Origin of the sequence: Pseudomonas uvaldensis, assembly GCF_021271205.1 — a bacterium.
GTDB classification, from domain to species: domain Bacteria; phylum Pseudomonadota; class Gammaproteobacteria; order Pseudomonadales; family Pseudomonadaceae; genus Aquipseudomonas; species Aquipseudomonas uvaldensis.
The window spans coordinates 231,039-249,087 of sequence record NZ_JAIWKS010000008.1 but is presented as its reverse complement, the minus strand read 5'-3'; the positions used below and the strand labels follow the sequence as shown (position 1 = coordinate 249,087).

Annotated in this window: 17 protein-coding genes; 12 read left to right on the top strand and 5 right to left on the bottom strand. The window is 62.4% G+C overall.

Annotation, left to right across the window (positions count from 1 at the left end):
• Positions 1-69: 69 nt before the first annotated feature.
• The 8 genes from LCU97_RS19690 to LCU97_RS19655 are packed head-to-tail and all read left to right on the top strand — an operon-like array spanning position 70 to position 6,238.
• Positions 70-1,284, top strand: a complete 1,215-nt coding sequence (locus LCU97_RS19690) for a PepSY-associated TM helix domain-containing protein (RefSeq protein ID WP_053150436.1) — start codon at positions 70-72, stop codon at positions 1,282-1,284.
• Complete coding sequence (locus tag LCU97_RS19685) at positions 1,281-1,826, top strand: hypothetical protein (RefSeq protein ID WP_053150432.1); 546 nt, start codon at positions 1,281-1,283, stop codon at positions 1,824-1,826. The genes LCU97_RS19690 and LCU97_RS19685 overlap by 4 nt, the downstream gene beginning before the upstream one ends.
• On the top strand, positions 1,823-2,149 hold the full coding sequence (locus tag LCU97_RS19680; protein WP_232777528.1) for a hypothetical protein: 327 nt from the start codon (positions 1,823-1,825) through the stop codon (positions 2,147-2,149). The genes LCU97_RS19685 and LCU97_RS19680 overlap by 4 nt, the downstream gene beginning before the upstream one ends.
• Positions 2,146-2,721 carry a DUF6162 family protein gene (locus LCU97_RS19675; protein ID WP_232777527.1) on the top strand — a complete coding sequence of 192 codons (576 nt, stop codon included), beginning with the start codon at positions 2,146-2,148 and terminating at the stop codon, positions 2,719-2,721. Before LCU97_RS19680 ends, LCU97_RS19675 begins: the two co-directional genes overlap by 4 nt.
• 36 nt (positions 2,722-2,757) lie before the next feature.
• The gene (locus LCU97_RS19670) at positions 2,758-3,687 is read left to right on the top strand and encodes a metal ABC transporter solute-binding protein, Zn/Mn family (protein WP_232777526.1); all 930 of its coding nucleotides are present in this window, start codon (positions 2,758-2,760) and stop codon (positions 3,685-3,687) included.
• Complete coding sequence (locus tag LCU97_RS19665) at positions 3,684-4,436, top strand: metal ABC transporter ATP-binding protein (RefSeq protein ID WP_232777525.1); 753 nt, start codon at positions 3,684-3,686, stop codon at positions 4,434-4,436. The genes LCU97_RS19670 and LCU97_RS19665 overlap by 4 nt, the downstream gene beginning before the upstream one ends.
• Positions 4,436-5,335: a metal ABC transporter permease gene (locus tag LCU97_RS19660; protein ID WP_232777524.1), complete on the top strand. Its 900-nt coding sequence runs from the start codon at positions 4,436-4,438 to the stop codon at positions 5,333-5,335. The genes LCU97_RS19665 and LCU97_RS19660 overlap by 1 nt, the downstream gene beginning before the upstream one ends.
• Positions 5,336-6,238 carry a metal ABC transporter solute-binding protein, Zn/Mn family gene (locus LCU97_RS19655; protein ID WP_232777523.1) on the top strand — a complete coding sequence of 301 codons (903 nt, stop codon included), beginning with the start codon at positions 5,336-5,338 and terminating at the stop codon, positions 6,236-6,238.
• 127 nt (positions 6,239-6,365) lie between these two features.
• On the opposite strand, the gene prpF is transcribed toward LCU97_RS19655, so the two are convergent.
• The 5 genes from prpF to LCU97_RS19630 form a co-directional block, all read right to left on the bottom strand.
• A complete protein-coding gene (prpF, locus tag LCU97_RS19650; protein ID WP_232777522.1) occupies positions 6,366-7,559 on the bottom strand; it encodes a 2-methylaconitate cis-trans isomerase PrpF in 1,194 nt (397 codons plus the stop codon).
• Between the two features lie 33 nt (positions 7,560-7,592).
• The gene (gene acnD / locus LCU97_RS19645; RefSeq protein WP_232777521.1) at positions 7,593-10,181 is read right to left on the bottom strand and encodes a Fe/S-dependent 2-methylisocitrate dehydratase AcnD; all 2,589 of its coding nucleotides are present in this window, start codon (positions 10,179-10,181) and stop codon (positions 7,593-7,595) included.
• Between the two features lie 199 nt (positions 10,182-10,380).
• Positions 10,381-11,508, bottom strand: coding sequence for a bifunctional 2-methylcitrate synthase/citrate synthase (prpC, locus tag LCU97_RS19640; protein ID WP_232777520.1), 1,128 nt, complete (start codon positions 11,506-11,508; stop codon positions 10,381-10,383).
• Between the two features lie 55 nt (positions 11,509-11,563).
• A complete protein-coding gene (prpB, locus tag LCU97_RS19635) occupies positions 11,564-12,454 on the bottom strand; it encodes a methylisocitrate lyase (protein WP_232777519.1) in 891 nt (296 codons plus the stop codon).
• Positions 12,451-13,164, bottom strand: coding sequence for a GntR family transcriptional regulator (locus LCU97_RS19630; RefSeq protein ID WP_232777518.1), 714 nt, complete (start codon positions 13,162-13,164; stop codon positions 12,451-12,453). The genes prpB and LCU97_RS19630 overlap by 4 nt, the downstream gene beginning before the upstream one ends.
• A 282-nt stretch (positions 13,165-13,446) precedes the next feature.
• On the opposite strand from LCU97_RS19630, the gene rloA reads away from it, so the two are divergent.
• The 4 genes from rloA (at position 13,447) to pabB (ending at position 18,031) form a co-directional block, all read left to right on the top strand.
• Positions 13,447-13,983: a retropepsin-like aspartic peptidase RloA gene (rloA, locus tag LCU97_RS19625; RefSeq protein ID WP_053150397.1), complete on the top strand. Its 537-nt coding sequence runs from the start codon at positions 13,447-13,449 to the stop codon at positions 13,981-13,983.
• Positions 13,984-13,988: 5 nt separating this feature from the next.
• Complete coding sequence (gene rloB, locus LCU97_RS19620) at positions 13,989-15,521, top strand: osmotic stress tolerance membrane protein RloB (protein ID WP_053150393.1); 1,533 nt, start codon at positions 13,989-13,991, stop codon at positions 15,519-15,521.
• The gene (locus tag LCU97_RS19615; RefSeq protein ID WP_053150389.1) at positions 15,521-16,507 is read left to right on the top strand and encodes an alpha-L-glutamate ligase-like protein; all 987 of its coding nucleotides are present in this window, start codon (positions 15,521-15,523) and stop codon (positions 16,505-16,507) included. The genes rloB and LCU97_RS19615 overlap by 1 nt, the downstream gene beginning before the upstream one ends.
• A 180-nt stretch (positions 16,508-16,687) precedes the next feature.
• On the top strand, positions 16,688-18,031 hold the full coding sequence (pabB, locus tag LCU97_RS19610) for an aminodeoxychorismate synthase component I (RefSeq protein ID WP_232777517.1): 1,344 nt from the start codon (positions 16,688-16,690) through the stop codon (positions 18,029-18,031).
• Positions 18,032-18,049: the final 18 nt, after the last annotated feature.

The window sequence follows — 18,049 nt, the reverse complement described above, 5'->3', positions numbered from 1 at the left end:
GCTTTTCATGGTTTCTGGTATTGCGAAGCCCGTAATACGGAGCCTTTCATCGAATCAAGACGTTCAATCATGTCGAAGAAGTCCCGTTCCAAACTCTGGTTCCTGGTCCATAGCTGGTTGGCATTGCCCATCTGGTTTTTCGTGCTCATCGTCTGCGTCACCGGCACATTGGCGGTGGTCAGCCAGGAAATCGTCTGGCTGGTGAACCCCGATATGCGCGCCAGCAAACCCTCCGACGATGCTCAACGGCTCAGCTACGACCAGGTCGTTGCCGCCATCAGGCAAGCCCAGCCACAGACGCAGGTGCTCAGCATTGCCCGTCCGGACGAGTCGCATTTCGCCCTGGAGGTCAAGGTGACGTATCCCGATGGGCGTCCCGACACGGTCTATGTCAACCCCTATACCGGCATCGTCCAGGGCTCGGCGCCAGTGTTCAACTTCAGGGCGTTCACCCGCGCCCTGCATGGATGGTGGCTGGTGCCGTTCACCAACGGTTACAGTTGGGGCTGGTATCTGGTCTCGTTCCTGGGGCTGCCTTTGCTGGCTTCGCTGGTGACCGGATTGGTGGTCTACAAGCGCTTCTGGAAAGGCTTCTTCCATCCGACCTTGCGCTTTCGCCACGGAGCGCGGATTTTCTGGGGGGATTTTCACCGCCTCAGCGGTATCTGGTCGATCTGGTTCATCGCGGTCATCTCCATTACCGGCACCTGGTTCCTGATCCAGGCCGTGTTGGGCGATAACCACATTTCCATTTCCAGCGCCCCGGTACTGCCGGCGGTATCCCGTGAAAGCGTGCCCCTGTCGACCGATGGCCTGCCGCCTCCCCAATTGAGCCTTGACCGGGCCGTTGACATCGCCCGACAGCAAATACCAGGATTGGAAGCGAGCTTCATCAGCCTGCCCGGCAACGCCTACAGCCATTTGGAAATCGGTGGGCGCGGTTGGTACCCGCTGATGTACCAGACAGCCACGATCCATCCCTATACCGCAGAGGTGGCCGCCTCGCGACTGCTGTCGGACCGCACGGCGCTGGAGTTTGTCACCGAATCCATGCGCCCCTTGCACACAGGGGATTTCGGTGGCTTGTGGGTCAAACTCATCTGGTTCTTCTTCGGTTTGATCCTCAGCATGATGGTCCTCAGCGGGCTGCTGATCTGGACCAAACGCACGGCCCTGGCCACTGCCAACGCCTTCAAGCGCAGCCATAAGGCCCCGCGGGTGCCTCAAGCCGCCCGGTCACTACCGCCGTCCATCCACCATGAATCACCGGAGGGCAACCTGTGAGCCAGTCCACCGTGGCGACACCCTCACCTTCACGCCTGAGCCTCTTCTGGCAAAAGTGGCGTTTTCACCTCAACGTGCTGTTGCTGCTGATTCCCTTGGGCTTCATGCCCAAGTACTTCTCGGAAGCGGCATTGTTTCGCGGCGACGCCGGGCTTGGCGAACGGGAGGTCGGCGAAATTCAGGTCGGGCCGTGGAGCGTGCGACTGGCCGAATTTCGCGACGAAGCCCCGCGGGCCGATGGCCCGGCCGGGCACCTGAAGCAATTCAACGCAGCCCTTTGCCAACGTTGTATCAGCCAGGTCAAGGCCACCTACCTGCGCATCGGCAAGCCCCGCAGCCTGCGAGCCGCTGGAGTGATTTTCTTCGGCTCGCCCTATCGCATGGGCGCCTGGTTGCCGGTGCCGCAGAAAACCCAGCCCGACGCCGAACTGTGGCTCACCCTCGAAGGCTGGGACGGCTCGATGCACCAGGCCTCCATTCCCCTGAGCCAGGCTTCTCCGGCCACCATCGCCTGGCTGAAGACCCACGGAACCCAACCATGACCCACAACACCTCTATCCGCAGCCTGACGCTGCTCCTGTGCGTCGGTTTCAGCGCCGGCGTCCAGGCTCACAATCCGATGTGCGAATGCAAGGCCATCGATGCCGAGCAGATCCAGTGCACCGGCGGCTTTTCCGACGGCAGCGGCGCCCCCGGGGTGACCCTGGACGTGATCGGCTACGACGAAACCATCCTGGTGCCCGGCAAGCTCGGCGCCGACTCGAAGCTGACCTTCAAAAAACCGGACACCGAGTTCTACGTACTCTTCGACGCCGGCCCCGGCCATGTGGTGGAAATCGACCAAGCCGACATCGAGGCCCCATGAACAACCCCACCACACAAATTATCCGTCCCGCCGGCGCGGGCCATGAAACCCTCTACGTGTTACTGCTGTGTCTGTTTATCGTCCTGATGGCCGGCTCGGTCGTGGCCTTGCACGGGGAAACACGAGACGTCAGTCACCTCGCCGCCCACCAGCTCGACGCTCGCCGCGACCTCAGCGCCGCCGAGCAAGGCATCTATGCCGATTTGCGGGTGACGCTGGACGAGATCCGATTGCTGCGCGAAGAACAGCAAGCTCTGCCCACTCCCCAGACCCTGGCCGAAGAAGGCTTCGCTCCGTTTGCCCAGGACGCCAGTTCCGTCAGCCGGGGCGGCCATGTCTGGCACCAGGTGAAGGACAGTGCCTACTTCGGTGCGAGTGCCCAACCCACCGTTGCCGGTTCGTTCCTGATGCGTATCAGCGAAGCGTCCGACGCTGCGCCAGACATCTGGCTCACTCGTAACAAAAACGTCGCGGTGCCAGGCACGCTGGACGACGCCGGGTTGTCCGCCGCCGGCTGGCAACAGATCGTTGCGCAGTTCGACGCCGGCGTCACGCGCCAACACCGACATTGATCCCCTGCCCTCCTTTTGAGAGAAGACCGTTTGCCCATGTCCATTGCATCTCAACGCCGGCCCTTGCTTCGCCTGCTGCTGGCCGGTCTGCTGGCCTGCCTGCTGACCCCTCTTGCGCACGCCGAAACGACCAAGCGCCTGCGCATCGGCATTACCCTGCATCCTTATTACAGCTACGTCGCCAATATCGTCGGTGACAAGGCCGACGTGGTGCCGTTGATCCCTGCCGGCTTCAACCCTCATGCCTATGAACCACGCGCCGAGGACATCAAGCGCATCAGCGGCCTGGATGTGGTTGTGCTCAATGGCGTGGGCCATGATGACTTCGCCGACCGCATGATCGCCGCCAGCGAAACCCCGGACGTGAAGGTGATCGAGGCCAACGAGAACGTTCCGTTGCTGGCCGCCACCGGTACCGCCGCCCGCGGCGCGGGCAAAGTAGTCAATCCCCACACGTTCCTGTCCATCAGTGCCTCTATCGCCCAGGTCAACAACATTGCCCGGGAGTTGGGCAAGCTCGACCCTGCCAACGCCCAGGCCTACACCCAGAACGCCCGTGCGTACGGCAAGCGTCTGCGGCAGATGCGCGCCGCCGCCCTGGCGAAGCTGACCCAGGCGCCCAACGCTGAACTGCGGGTCGCCACGGTCCATGCCGCCTACGATTACCTGCTGCGTGAGTTCGGTCTGGAGGTAACCGCCGTGGTAGAGCCGGCCCACGGCATCGAACCGAGTCCCAGTCAGTTGAAGAAAACCATCGATCAACTGCGGGAACTGGACGTGAAGGTGATCTTCTCGGAGATGGATTTCCCATCGACCTACGTTGAAACCATCCAGCGTGAATCGGGCGTCAAGCTGTACCCGCTCTCACACATTTCCTACGGAGACTACAGCGCCGGGAAGTATGAGAAGGAAATGGCGGGCAATCTCGACACGGTGGTGCGGGCAATCCAGGAGTCCGGCGCATGACCGTCCAGGAAACACTCCCCCTGAAACACATCGGTCCCCAAATCGAATTCGCCGACGTCAGCCTGAACCTGGGCCGCACGAACATTCTCGACACTGTGGCTTTTCAGGTGCAGGCCGGCAGCGTCCACGCCCTGGTCGGCCCCAACGGCGGAGGAAAGAGTTCGTTGATCAAGACGTTGCTGGGGCAGATGCCCCATCAGGGACGCCTGAGTCTGCAATGGCCAGGCGAACCCGGCGTCATCGGCTACGTGCCCCAGGCGCTGGAGTTCGATCGTGGCCTGCCCATGACGGTGGACGACTTCATGGCGGCGATGTGTCAACGCAAGCCCGCTTTTCTCGGCTTGAGCAAGCATTATTCCGACGCCATCGGCCAGGCACTGGAACGAGTCGGCATGCAGGACAAACGCAAGCGCCGCATGGGCGCGCTCTCCGGTGGGGAGCGCCAGCGGGTCTTATTGGCCCAGGGGCTTATTCCCGCACCGCAACTGCTCGTGCTCGACGAACCCATGTCGGCGCTGGACGAGGCCGGTATCCAGGTTTTCGAGCGGTTGCTGCTGGACTGGCGCCAGGCGGGCATCACCGTGCTATGGATCGAACACGACCTGGAAGCCGTCGGCCGCCTGGCGGATCGTGTCACCGGGTTGAATCGCCGGGTGCTGTTCGACGGCCCGCCACGCCAGGCACTCTCCCCTGAACGCTTGCTATCGCTGTTTTCCACCCATCCACGGACACACGGGAGCGCCGCCTGATGAGTTACGAAGCCTTTCGTCTGACGGTCCAGGGCTGGGCCTCGTCCGGCTACCTGCCCGAGGCGCTGGCCTACGGTTTCGTGGTCAATGCGTTGCTCGCCGGGCTATTGATCGGTCCGGTGCTGGGCGGCCTCGGTACACTGGTGGTGGTCAAGCGCTTCGCGTTTTTCTCCGAGGCCGTGGGCCATGCTGCGTTGACCGGCGTGGCAATCGGTATTCTGCTGGGCGAACCCTATACCGGCCCTTACGGCAGTCTGTTCGGCTATTGCCTGCTGTTCGGCATCCTGCTCAATTACCTGCGCAACCGCACCGGCCTGGCACCTGACACCTTGATCGGCGTGTTCCTTTCAGTGTCCCTGGCCCTGGGCGCCAGCCTCCTGCTGATCCTGGCGGGCAAGATCAATGTGCATATCCTGGAAAACGTGCTGTTCGGCTCGGTGCTGACCGTCAACGGCAACGACCTGCTGGTACTGGCGGTGGTCGGCTCACTGGTGATGGTGCTGGCGTTGCCGCTGTACAACCGCATCATGTTGGCCAGTTTCAACCCGCAACTGGCCGCGGTGCGCGGGGTGGCGGTCAAGTCCCTGGATTATCTGTTCGTGGTGCTGGTGACCTTGATCACCGTGGCGGCGGTCAAGGTCATCGGCGCGATCCTGGTAGGGGCCCTGCTGGTGATCCCGGCAGCGGCGGCGCGTCTGCTCAGCCAGTCGTTGAAGGGCTTTTTCTGGTGTTCGGTGCTGATTGCGACCGCCAGCACCTTGTGCGGGATTCTCGCGCCGATTGTTTTCGACCTGCCAATCCCGTCCGGTGCCGCGATCATCCTGGTGGCCGGCATCGCGTTCGCCCTGGCCGCCATCGCTCGCGGCGTCGTCCCCAGCCTCAAAGGGAACCTTGGATAAATGATTTCTTCATTGCGACAACTGACCGTGGCCGTGGCCCTGTGTGGCCTGTTCACCACCCCGTCCTTCGCCGCCGACAGTCCCCGGCCGATACACCTGCTGGCCTCGTTGCCGGTCACTTACGGATTGAGCGAAGCACTACTCAAGGGCACCGACGTCAGCCTGGAGCGAGCCGCGCCCGCCAACCTGCCCGGCTCCCGCCAGAGCGCTTACTTCAGCGGTCGCGGCGCACCCGAGCTCAGCAAGCTGGCCAGTAACGCCGACGCGGTGATCGGCCTGCGCTCGCTATGGCCGGACGATCCGCTGTACCCCATGGCCCGGCGCAGCAATATCCGCATCGTCGAAATCGACGGCGCCCGTCCGGTGGACGGTGCCCTGCCCGGTATCGCCGTGCAGCCGGGCATGGCCGACGGCCTGGCGAGCCAGCCATGGATGGCCAGCCATAACCTGGGGCGGATGGCCGACGTGATCGCCGCCGACCTGGTGCGCCTGGCCCCGACCGCAAAACCCAAGATCGACATCAATCTGGCAGCGCTCAAGCAACGCCTGCTCAAGCTCAGCGCCGACAGCGAAAAACAACTCGCCACGGCCGACAACCTGAGCGTTGTCAGCCTGAGCGAGCATTTCGGTTACTTGATCAGCGGACTCAATCTGGAGGGGATCAGCACCGACGCCCGGCCCGACGCCGAATGGACACCTGAAGCCCTCAAGCAATTGACCGCCACCTTAAAAGACCATGACGTTGCGCTGGTGCTGCACCATCGCCAGCCCTCGGATGCTCTGAAAGCAGCCATCACCGAAAGCGGCAGCCGGTTGCTGGTGCTGAGCACCGATACGGCCGACCCGGTGGCTGAATTGGAGAACAATGTTAAGCAAGTCGTCGCCGCACTGACCGGCGCCTGAAACACGCCCCCGGTGGGAGCGAGCCTGCTCGCGATGAGGCCAGCACATCCAGCATCATCGCCAACTGACACACCGCTATCGCGAGCAGGCTCGCTCCCACAGGTTTTGATTGTGGATGTTCAGAAGTTCAGCTCAGGACATCCCCAGGCACCCGCACGACCCCTTCCATCAACACTCGCGCACTGCGGCTCATGATGGCTTTGTTCACGGTCCATTCGCCATTGACCTGGCTGGCCTCGGCACCGACGCGCAGGGTGCCGGACGGGTGGCCGAAGCGCACGGCGTTGCGCTCGGTGCCGCCGGCTGCCTGATTCACCAGAGTGCCGGAAATCGCCGCCGCCGTGCCGATGGCAACCGCCGCCGTGCCCATCATGGCGTGGTGCAACTTGCCCATGGACAGCGCCCGCACCAGCAGGTCGATATCACCTGCCGCTACGGCTTTACCGCTGGAAGACACATAGTCCGCCGGCGGTGCGACAAACGCCACTTTCGGCGTGTGCTGGCGCTGGACGGCTTCGTCAAGGTGCTTGATCAGCCCCATGCGCAAGGCCCCGTGGGCGCGGATGGTTTCGAACATCGCCAGCACCTTGGGATCGCCATTGATGGCGCCCTGTAGTTCGGTGCCGGTATAGCCGATGTCTCGGGCATTGATGAAGATGGTCGGGATCCCGGCGTTGATCAACGTCGCCTTGAGCGTGCCGACACCGGGCACGTCCAGGTCGTCCACCAGGTTGCCGGTGGGGAACATCGAACCGCCACCACCCTCCTCGTCAGCGGCCGGATCCATGAACTCCAGTTGCACTTCAGCCGCCGGAAAGGTGACGCCATCGAGTTCGAAATCGCCGGTTTCCTGCACCGCACCGTCGGTGATCGGCACATGGGCGATGATGGTCTTGCCGATGTTGGCCTGCCAGATCCGCACCACCGCCACGCCGTTCTGCGGGATACGACTGGCATCCACCAGGCCGCTGCCGATGGCGAACGACCCCACCGCCGCCGACAGGTTGCCGCAGTTGCCGCTCCAGTCCACGAACGGTTTGTCGATGGACACCTGGCCGAACAGGTAATCGACGTCATGGTCGGCCCGGGTGCTCTTGGACAGGATCACGGTCTTGCTGGTACTGGACGTCGCGCCGCCCATGCCGTCGATCTGCTTTTCATACGGATCGGGGCTGCCGATCACCCGAAGCAACAAGGCATCCCGCGCCGGCCCGGGGACACGGGCGGCTTCGGGCAGGTCCTGCAGGCTGAAGAACACGCCTTTACTGGTTCCGCCACGCATATAGGTGGCGGGGATTCTGATTTGAGGGGCGTGAGCCATGGTGCGCCTACTCCTGAGTACTGAAACGAGATTTCAAACGGCCGCCGATTCGAGGAAGTCCTGGGCGAAGCGCTGCAACACGCCGCCGGCTTCGTAGATCGACACTTCCTCGGCCGTGTCGAGACGGCAGGTCACCGGCACTTCGACGCGCTCGCCGTTCTTGCGAGTGATCACCAGGGTCAGCGTCGTACGCGGCGTCCGCTCGCCGATCACGTCATAGATTTCAGTGCCGTCGATGCCCAGGGTCTTGCGATTGGTGCCAGGCAGGAATTCCAGCGGCAACACGCCCATGCCCACCAGGTTGGTGCGGTGGATGCGCTCGAAGCCTTCGGCGGCAATCGCTTCCACACCGGCCAGGCGTACGCCCTTGGCCGCCCAATCACGGGACGAGCCCTGGCCGTAGTCGGCGCCGGCAATGATGATCAGCGGTTGCTTGCGTTCCATGTAGGTTTCAATGGCTTCCCACATGCGCATGACCTTGCCTTCCGGCTCGACCCGCGCCAGCGAGCCCTGCTTGACCTTGCCGTTTTCCTGGACCATTTCGTTGAACAGTTTCGGATTGGCGAAGGTGGCACGTTGGGCGGTCAGGTGGTCGCCCCGGTGCGTGGCGTAGGAGTTGAAGTCCTCTTCCGGCAGGCCCATTTTCGCCAGGTACTCGCCCGCGGCGCTGTCCGGCATGATGGCGTTGGACGGTGACAGGTGATCCGTGGTGATGTTATCCGGCAGCACCGCCAATGGGCGCATGCCCTTGAGCGGTCGGGCGCCGGCCAGCGCGCCTTCCCAATACGGAGGGCGACGAATGTAGGTGCTTTGCGGGCGCCAGTCGTACAGCGGCGTGACTTTCGGCCCTGTGTCCTCCTGGATGGCGAACATCGGGATGTACACCTGACGGAACTGCTCCGGTTTCACCGAGGCCTTCACCACCGCTTCGATTTCCTCGTCACTCGGCCAGATGTCCTTGAGTCGGATTTCCCGGCCATCCACCACGCCCAACACGTCCTTCTCGATGTCGAAGCGGATGGTCCCGGCAATGGCGTAGGCCACGACCAATGGCGGCGAAGCGAGGAACGCCTGCTTGGCGTACGGGTGGATGCGTCCGTCGAAGTTGCGGTTACCCGACAGCACGGCGGTGGCGTACAAGTCGCGGTCGATGATTTCCTGCTGGATCACCGGGTCCAGTGCGCCGGACATACCGTTACAGGTGGTGCAGGCAAACGCCACCACGCCAAAACCCAGCTTCTCCAGTTCCGGCGTCAGGCCGGCTTCGTCCAGGTACAGCGCCACGGTTTTCGAACCCGGTGCCAAGGACGACTTGACCCACGGCTTGCGGGTCAGGCCCAGGCGATTGGCATTGCGCGCCAGCAGGCCGGCGGCGATCACGTTGCGCGGGTTGCTGGTGTTGGTGCAACTGGTGATGGCAGCGATGATTACGGCGCCATCGGGCATTTGCCCCGGCACCTCGTCCCACTGACCGGAGATCCCCTTGGCGGCCAGATCCGAAACCGCAACGCGGGCGTGCGGGTTGCTCGGGCCGGCCATGTTGCGCACTACGGAAGACAGATCGAAGGTCAGGCCACGCTCATATTGCGCGCCTTGCAGGCTGTCGGCCCACAGGCCCACCTGCCTGGCGTAGGTTTCCACCAGTTGCACCTGGGCGTCTTCGCGGCCGGTGAGTTTCAGGTAGTCGATAGTCTGCTGGTCAATATGGAACATCGCCGCTGTAGCGCCATATTCCGGGGCCATGTTCGAGATGGTCGCGCGGTCGCCCAGGGTCAGGGCGCGGGCGCCTTCGCCAAAGAACTCCAACCAAGCACCAACGACTTTTTGCTTGCGCAGAAACTCGGTCAGCGCCAGCACCATATCGGTGGCGGTGATGCCCGCTTGCAGCTTGCCGGTCAGCTCGACGCCGATGATCTCCGGCAGACGCATCCACGAGGCGCGGCCCAGCATCACGCTTTCGGCTTCCAGGCCACCGACACCGATGGCGATCACGCCCAAGGCATCAACGTGGGGGGTGTGGCTGTCGGTACCGACGCAGGTATCGGGGAACGCCACGCCGTCGCGTTGCTGGATCACCGGCGACATTTTTTCCAGGTTGATCTGGTGCATGATCCCGTTACCCGGCGGAATCACGTCGACGTTCTTGAAGGCTTTCTTGGTCCAGTTGATGAAGTGAAAACGGTCTTCGTTGCGCCGGTCTTCGATGGCGCGGTTCTTGGCGAACGCCTGGGGGTCGAAGCCGCCGCTTTCCACCGCCAATGAGTGGTCGACGATCAGTTGGGTCGGCACCACCGGATTGACCTGCGCCGGATCGCCGCCCTGCCGGGCGATGGCATCACGCAGACCGGCGAGGTCTACCAGGGCGGTCTGACCGAGGATGTCATGGCACACCACCCGGGCCGGGAACCACGGGAAGTCCAGGTCACGCTTGCGCTCGATCAGTTGCAACAGCGATTCGTTCAGCGTGGCCGGGTCGCAGCGACGCACCAGGTTCTCCGCCAGTACGCGGGAGGTGTACGGCAGGCCGTCATAGGCCCCAGGGCGGATGGCCTCCACGGCCCCGCGAACGTCGAAATAATCCAGCGAAGTGCCGGGCAGCGGTTTGCGAAATTCTGTGTTCATCGTCAGGACTCGGTCACGGTGGTTTCAGAGGGGCGGCGCAGCGACTGAAGTGAACTCGGTCCCCTGTGGGAGCGGGCTTGCTCGCGAAGGCGGTGTATCAGTCGGCATCGATGTTGGATGTCAGTTCGCATTCGCGAGCAAGCCCGCTCCCACAAGGGGTTTCAGATTCCGTCAGTTGCAGCGTCAGCGCCCCTCCAGCTCAGCGTCGTTCGATTGGCACGAACTTGCGCTGTTCGACGCCGGTGTATTCGGCGCTCGGGCGGATGATGCGGTTGTTGGCGCGTTGTTCGAACACATGGGCGGCCCAGCCGGTCAGGCGCGAGCAGACGAAGATCGGCGTAAACAACTTGGTCGGGATGCCCATGAAGTGGTACGCCGAGGCATGGTAGAAGTCGGCGTTGGGGAACAGTTTCTTCTGTTCCCACATCGTCTTGTCGATGGCTTCGGACACCGGGAACAGGACGGTGTCGCCCACTTCCTCGGCGAGTTTTTTCGACCAGCCCTTGATCACCTCGTTGCGCGGGTCGTTGTCCTTATAGATCGCGTGGCCGAAGCCCATGATCTTGTCCTTGCGCTCAAGCATGCCCAGCGTGCCCTTGATCGCCGCTTCCGGCGAGTCGAAGCGTTCGATCATTTCCATCGCCGCTTCGTTGGCGCCACCGTGCAGCGGGCCGCGCAGCGAACCGATGGCGGCGGTGATGCAGGAGAACAGATCCGACAGGGTCGAGGCGCAAACCCGGGCGGTGAAGGTCGAGGCGTTGAATTCGTGCTCTGCGTAAAGAATCAGGGACACGTTCATGACTTTGACGTGCAAGTCGCTCGGCTTCTTGCCGTGCAGCAGGTGCAGGAAATGGCCGCCGATGGATGGCTCGTCGGTCACGCATTCGATGCGCTGGCCTTCGTGGCTGAAGCGATACCAGTAGCACATGATCGCCGGGAACGCGGCGAGCAGGCGGTCGGTCTTGTCACGCTGCTGGGAGAAGTCCTGCTCCGGCTCCAGGTTACCCAGGAACGAGCAGCCGGTGCGCATGACGTCCATCGGATGGGCGTCGGCGGGAATTCGCTCCAGCACCTCCTTCAGGGCTTGTGGCAAGTCACGCAGTTGACGCAGCTTGCCGATGTAGGAGTCCAATTGCGCCCGTGTCGGCAGTTCGCCATACAGCAGCAGGTACGCCACTTCTTCGAATTGCGCGTCAGCCGCCAACTCACGAACGTCGTAGCCGCGATAGGTCAGGCCGGCACCGGACTGGCCCACGGTGGATAATGCGGTCTGCCCGGCCACCTGGCCGCGGAGCCCGGCGCCACTGAGTACTTTTGCTTCGGCCATTTGCTGTCTCCAGTTCTTGAATTTGTAGGGAATCGGCAAGTTGTAGAGGCGTGCCTTATTTCTTTGCGGCGAACAACGCATCGAGCTTCTGCTCGAAGGTGTGGTAGTCGATACGATCGTAGAGCTCCATGCGCGTCTGCATGGTGTCGATGACGTTCTGTTGCGTGCCGTCGCGGCGGATCGCGGTGTAGACGTTCTCGGCCGCCTTGTTCATGGCGCGGAACGCCGACAGCGGGTACAGGACGAGGGACACATCGGCGCCGGCGAGCTGCTCGGTGGTGTACAGCGGTGTCGCGCCGAATTCAGTGATGTTGGCGAGGATCGGCGCCTTTACGCGGCTGGCGAACAGCTTGTACATCTCAAGCTCGGTAATGGCTTCGGGGAAAATCATGTCGGCGCCGGCCTCGATGCACGCGGCGGCGCGATCCAGGGCGGAGTCCAGCCCCTCCACGGCCAAAGCATCGGTGCGCGCCATGATCACGAAACTGTCGTCGGTACGGGCATCGACAGCGGCCTTGATGCGGTCGACCATCTCCTGCTGCGAGACGATTTCCTTGTTCGGACGATGGCCGCAACGCTTGGCGCCCACCTGGTCTTCGATATGGATGGCCGCCGCGCCGAACTTGATCATCGACTTGACGGTGCGGGCCACATTGAAGGCCGAGGAGCCGAAACCGGTGTCCACGTCCACCAGCAGGGGCAGGTCGCAGACGTCAGTGATCCGCCGCACATCGGTCAGCACGTCATCCAGACCGGTGATGCCCAGGTCCGGCACGCCGAGGGAGCCGGCTGCAACGCCGCCGCCCGACAGGTAGATCGCCTTGAAACCGGCGCGCTTGGCCAGCAACGCATGGTTGGCGTTGATGGTGCCCACCACTTGCAGCGGATGCTCGTTGGCGACCGCATCGCGGAATCGCTGACCTGGCGTGCTGTTGCTGGAACTCATGACTCACCTCGTTCAGTGGTGGCGCTGTCCTGGTAATGACGCGCGATGTTGCGTTTGGAAGCGCCGATGTGCCGGCGCATCAATAATTCGGCCAGTTCGCCGTCACGGTCGGCGATGGCATCGAGAATCCGGTGGTGCTCGGCAAAAGCCTGGCGTGGACGGTTGGGCGTGGTGGAAAACTGGATGCGGTACATGCGCACCAGTTGATACAGCTCGCCGCAGAGCATCTGGGTCAAGGTGCGGTTGCCGCTGCCCTGGATAATCCGGTAATGGAAGTCGAAATCGCCTTCCTGCTGGTAGTAGCCGACCCCGGCCTGGAACGCGGCGTCGCGCTCGTGGGTTTCCAGGACTCGGCGCAGCTCGTCGATTTCTTCCAGAGTCATGCGCTCGGCCGCCAGACGACAGGCCATGCCCTCCAGGGACTCTCGGATCTCGTAGAGTTCCAGCAATTCCGCGTGATTGAGCGACACCACCCGGGCACCGACATGGGGTACACGTACCAGAAGGCGCTGGCCTTCCAGACGATGGATTGCCTCGCGCAGCGGACCGCGGCTAATGCCGTAGGTGCGAGCCAGCTCGGGTTCGGAAATCTTGCTGCCGGGGGCAATTTCCCCTTTGACGATAGCCGCCTGGATACGCCGGAAGACGTTCTCGGAAAGTGTCTCCGAGTCGTCCTGAGCCATCGCCGGTGATTCGAGCTGGTCAAGCATATTGTCGACACCTTAAATATCAATGAAGCAAAAACTAACCAACTGACAGATAAACGTCAAAGAAAAAATGTAGATTGTCGACAATCGTCTAATGACCGCTGATAAGTGCCCCACTGCAAAGGGCACCTCGTAGCCTCCGGCCAGCGGTGGCGTCAGAAAACCACCGTGCTAGAATGCCGCCGCTGTTTACTGCTCTTCTATCAATAGAGAAGGCTACCCAAGGAGCTTGTGCAGCAATGCCAGGGCCTGAACCGATAAACGGAACGCCGTGCACCAGGATCTATGACACTCAAGCCCTTACCTGCTGTTCTTTGTTTCATGTGCCTGCCCGTTTTTGCCGCGGCGGGTGAGAAAACCGTGTACGGCCTCAACGAATATGCCGCCCTGCAGGGTATCGACCTGGAGGTCGCCGCCAAGCTCGATACCGGCGCCAAGACCGCTTCGCTCAGTGCTCGAGACATCAAGCGTTTCAAACGCAATGGCGAATCCTGGGTGCGTTTCTACCTCGCTATCGACGCTGCTCATTCGCACCCCATCGAACGTCCCCTGGCCCGGGTCAGCAAGATCAAGCGCCGCGCAGGTGACTACGACCCGGAAGAAGGCAAGAAATACACGGCCCGGCCGGTTATCGAACTGGACATCTGCATGGGCTCCGCCTTGCGCAGCATCGAAGTGAACCTGACCGACCGCAGTGCATTCCAATACCCGTTGCTGATCGGCTCCGAAGCGCTCAAGCGCTTCGACGCGCTGGTCGACCCCAGTCTCAAATACGCTGCCGGCAAACCTGCCTGCGCCAATGCCGCTCAAACCGCAGAGTAATTCCAATGCGCTCCCTGACCCTCCATCTGAAAATGCTGATCGCCATCCTGGTGGTGCTGGGCCTGTCCGTGACGGCCTATCAGATTTTCGTGCTCGGCATTCCGGTGACCGAAGACGCTACCGACGACCTGTGGAACATCGACGCCAAGGTCGAGTTCGTGCCCAACGCCAAGGATCCCGTAAAGGTCCAGATGTTCGTGCCACCCCTGAGCCGCGACTATGTGAGCCTCAACGAGAGCTTCATTTCCAACAACTACGGCGTGGCGGTGAACCGGATCGACGGTAACCGCAAGGTGACGTGGTCGGCCCGCCGGGCCAAGGGCAACCAGACGCTGTATTACCGGCTGGTGCTGACCAAGCGCTACAGCGCCGAGAAGACCAAGGTCAAGGGCCCGACCTTCCGCGACAGCATCGCCGTCGAAGGCCCGGAGAAGATTGCCGCCGAAGCCTTGCTGGCGCCGATCCGCCAGCACTCGGCCGACGTGGAAACCTTCATCAGCGAGGCCATCAAGCGGGTCAACAACCTCAACGACGACAACGTCAAACTGCTGCTGGCCGGCGATGTTTCCTCGAGCAACAAGGCGAGGATCGTCGAACTGGTGCTGTCCATTGCCCATGTGCCGGTGGAAAAGGTCCACACCATCCGGCTGGTAGCCGATCAGCCGCAGACACCCGAACTGTGGCTGCGCAGCTTCAACGGCACCGACTGGCTGTACTTCAACCCGGACACCGGCGAACAGGGTCTGCCTACCGACCGCCTGCTGTGGTGGACCGGCGATGAAAACCTGATCACCGTCGATGGCGGCAAGAAAGCCACCGTGACCTTCAGCATGAACAACAGCGAAATGAACGCCATTCGCCTGGCCAAGCTGACGGACGAAAACACCGACGCCAACTTCCTCGAATACTCGCTCTACGGCCTGCCCCTGCAGACCCAGCAGACGTTCATGATCATGGTGATGATCCCGATCGGCGTGCTGGTGATCCTGGTGCTGCGCAACCTGGTCGGCCTGCAGACCCTCGGCACGTTCACCCCCGTGCTGATCGCCCTGGCCTTCCGCGAAACCCAGCTGGGCTTCGGCATCATCCTGTTCACGGTGATCACGACCCTGGGCCTGTCGCTACGTTCCTACCTGGAACACCTCAAATTGCAGATGCTGCCCAGACTGTCGGTGGTATTGACGTTCGTGGTGGTGCTGATCGCCGCCATCAGCCTGTTCAGCCATAAGCTGGGCCTGGAGCGCGGCCTGTCGGTGGCGCTGTTCCCGATGGTGATCCTGACCATGACCATCGAACGCCTGTCCATCACCTGGGAAGAGCGCGGCGCCGGCCATGCGATGAAAGTTGCCATCGGCACGCTGTTCGCCGCGTCCCTGGCGCACCTGATCATGAGCGTGCCGGAGCTGGTCTACTTCGTGTTCACCTTCCCGGCCATCCTGCTGATCCTGGTGGGCTTCATGCTGGCCATGGGTCGCTACCGTGGCTACCGCCTGACCGAGCTGGTGCGGTTCAAGGCCTTCGTCAAGGCAGACTCGTAATGTTCGGGCTCTGGAAGACCTGGAAGGCCCTGGAAGCCCGCGGCATCATGGGCATCAACCGGCGTAACGCCGACTACGTGCTCAAGTACAACAAGCGCAGCCTGTACCCCATCGTGGATGACAAGATCATCACCAAGGAACGGGCCATCGCCGCGGGCATTCATGTGCCGGAGCTGTACGGGATCATTTCCACCGAGAAGGAGATCGAAAAACTCGACTCGATCATCGGCGGGCGCACCGACTTCGTCATCAAGCCGGCCCAAGGCGCGGGCGGCGACGGGATCATTGTGATCGCCGACCGCTTCGAGGGCCGCTATCGCACGGTGTCGGGCAAGATCATCAGCCACGAGGAGATCGAGCATCACATCTCCAGCATCCTCACCGGCCTGTATTCCCTGGGCGGGCACCGCGACCGGGCGCTGATCGAATACCGCGTGGTGCCGGACCAGATTTTCAAAAGCATCAGCTATGAAGGTGTGCCGGACATCCGAATCATCGTGTTGATGGGTTATCCGGTGATGGCGATGTTGCGGTTGCCGACCCGCCAGTCCGGCGGCAAGGCCAACCTGCACCAGGGCGCCATCGGCGTAGGCGTCGATCTCGCCACCGGCCTGACCCTGCGCGGCACCTGGCTGAACAACATCATCACCAAGCACCCCGACACCACCAACGCAGTGGACGGTGTGCAACTGCCCTACTGGGATGGCTTCATGAAACTGGCCGCCGGGTGCTACGAGCTGTGCGGACTGGGCTACATCGGCGTCGACATGGTGCTGGACCAGGAAAAAGGCCCGCTGATCCTGGAGCTGAACGCGCGGCCAGGGCTGAACATCCAGATTGCCAACGACTGCGGCCTGACGTTGCGTACCCATGCGGTGGAGGCCCGCCTGGAAGAACTCAAGGCCCGGGGCGTGGTTGAAACCGTGGAAGAGCGCGTGGCATTTGCCCAAGAGTTGTTCGGGCATATCCCGCCGGTTGAAGGGTGACTTCTTTAACCTGTCCTGACGGCTGATACATAACCTGTGGGAGGGGATTTATCCCCTCCTACAGGGTCAAGCAGAGCTATTTCAGTCACCGGACGTACCCATCTCCGACATCCCTCTAGGAGCAAATCCTACAGGGGATTACAATCGCCCCCCCGCCTGAACGGCTGATTCGCCCCGCCCATGCCAACCTGCTCCGTACATGCTTTACCCTACCGCGCCAACCCTGCCGAGTACTTTGCGGCGATTCGCCATGCCCCCGGCAGCGTGCTGCTCGACAGCGGCCGTCCGAGTGCCGAGCGCGGACGTTATGACTTGCTCAGCGCCTGGCCGCTGGCGCAACTGGCGGTGTTACCGGACGAAAGCGGCGCCCTGTTCCTGCAGCGCTTGCGCAGCCACCTGACAAAACTCGGGCAGGCGGCATTACCCGATACGCTGCAATTGCCCTTCGCTGGCGGCGTGATCGGCTACTTGAGCTATGACTTCGGCCGACACCTCGAAACCTTGCCGTCCCACGCCAAGGATGATTTACAACTACCTGACGCGCGTTTCGGCGTGTACGACTGGGCGCTGGTCACTGACCACCAGGTCGGCACCAGCCAACTGGTGTTTCATCCCCATTGCGGTGAAAGCGAACGCGAGCGCCTGATCGAGCTGTTCAGCCAACCGATCCCGGCGGCAGAGGTCACCTTCAAACTGGAAAGCCCCATGGCCCCCGACCTGAGCGCCGATGAATATCGACAGGCACTCGAACGGATCCAGGCCTATATCCAGGCGGGAGACTGTTATCAGGTCAACTTTGCCCAGCGCTTCCGCGCACCGTGCCGGGGCGATGCCTGGGCCGCCTACCAGGCGCTGCGTACCGCCTGCCCGACGCCGTTTTCCGGTTTCCAGAGCCTGCCCGACGGCGGCACGGTGCTTAGCCTGTCTCCGGAACGCTTCGTCAAAGTCAGCGCCGGCCAGGTGGAAACCCGGCCGATCAAAGGCACCCGCCCCCGCGGCACCACGCCCGCCGAAGATGCGGCCCATGCCGCCGAGCTGCTGGCCAGCCCCAAGGACCGGGCGGAAAACCTGATGATCGTCGACCTGCTGCGCAACGACCTGGGCCGCACTTGCCGCATCGGCTCGGTACGGGTGCCGGAGCTGTTCAGTCTGGAAAGCTACCCGAACGTCCACCATCTGGTCAGCAGCGTGACCGGCGAACTGGCCGTGGGTAAAGACGCCCTTGACCTGATCGCCGGCAGCTTCCCCGGCGGCTCGATCACCGGCGCTCCGAAGATCCGCGCCATGCAAATCATCGATGAACTGGAACCGACCCGACGCGCACTGTATTGCGGATCGTTGTTATACCTGGACGTGCGCGGGGAGATGGACAGTTCCATTGCCATCCGCAGTCTGCTGGTCAAGGATGGACAGGTGTGTTGCTGGGGCGGTGGCGGGATTGTCGCGGATTCGGACTGGCAGGCGGAATATCAGGAATCAATCACTAAAGTGAAGGTGTTGCTGGAAACATTACAGAATTTGTAACCGGCCCCTGTGGGAGCG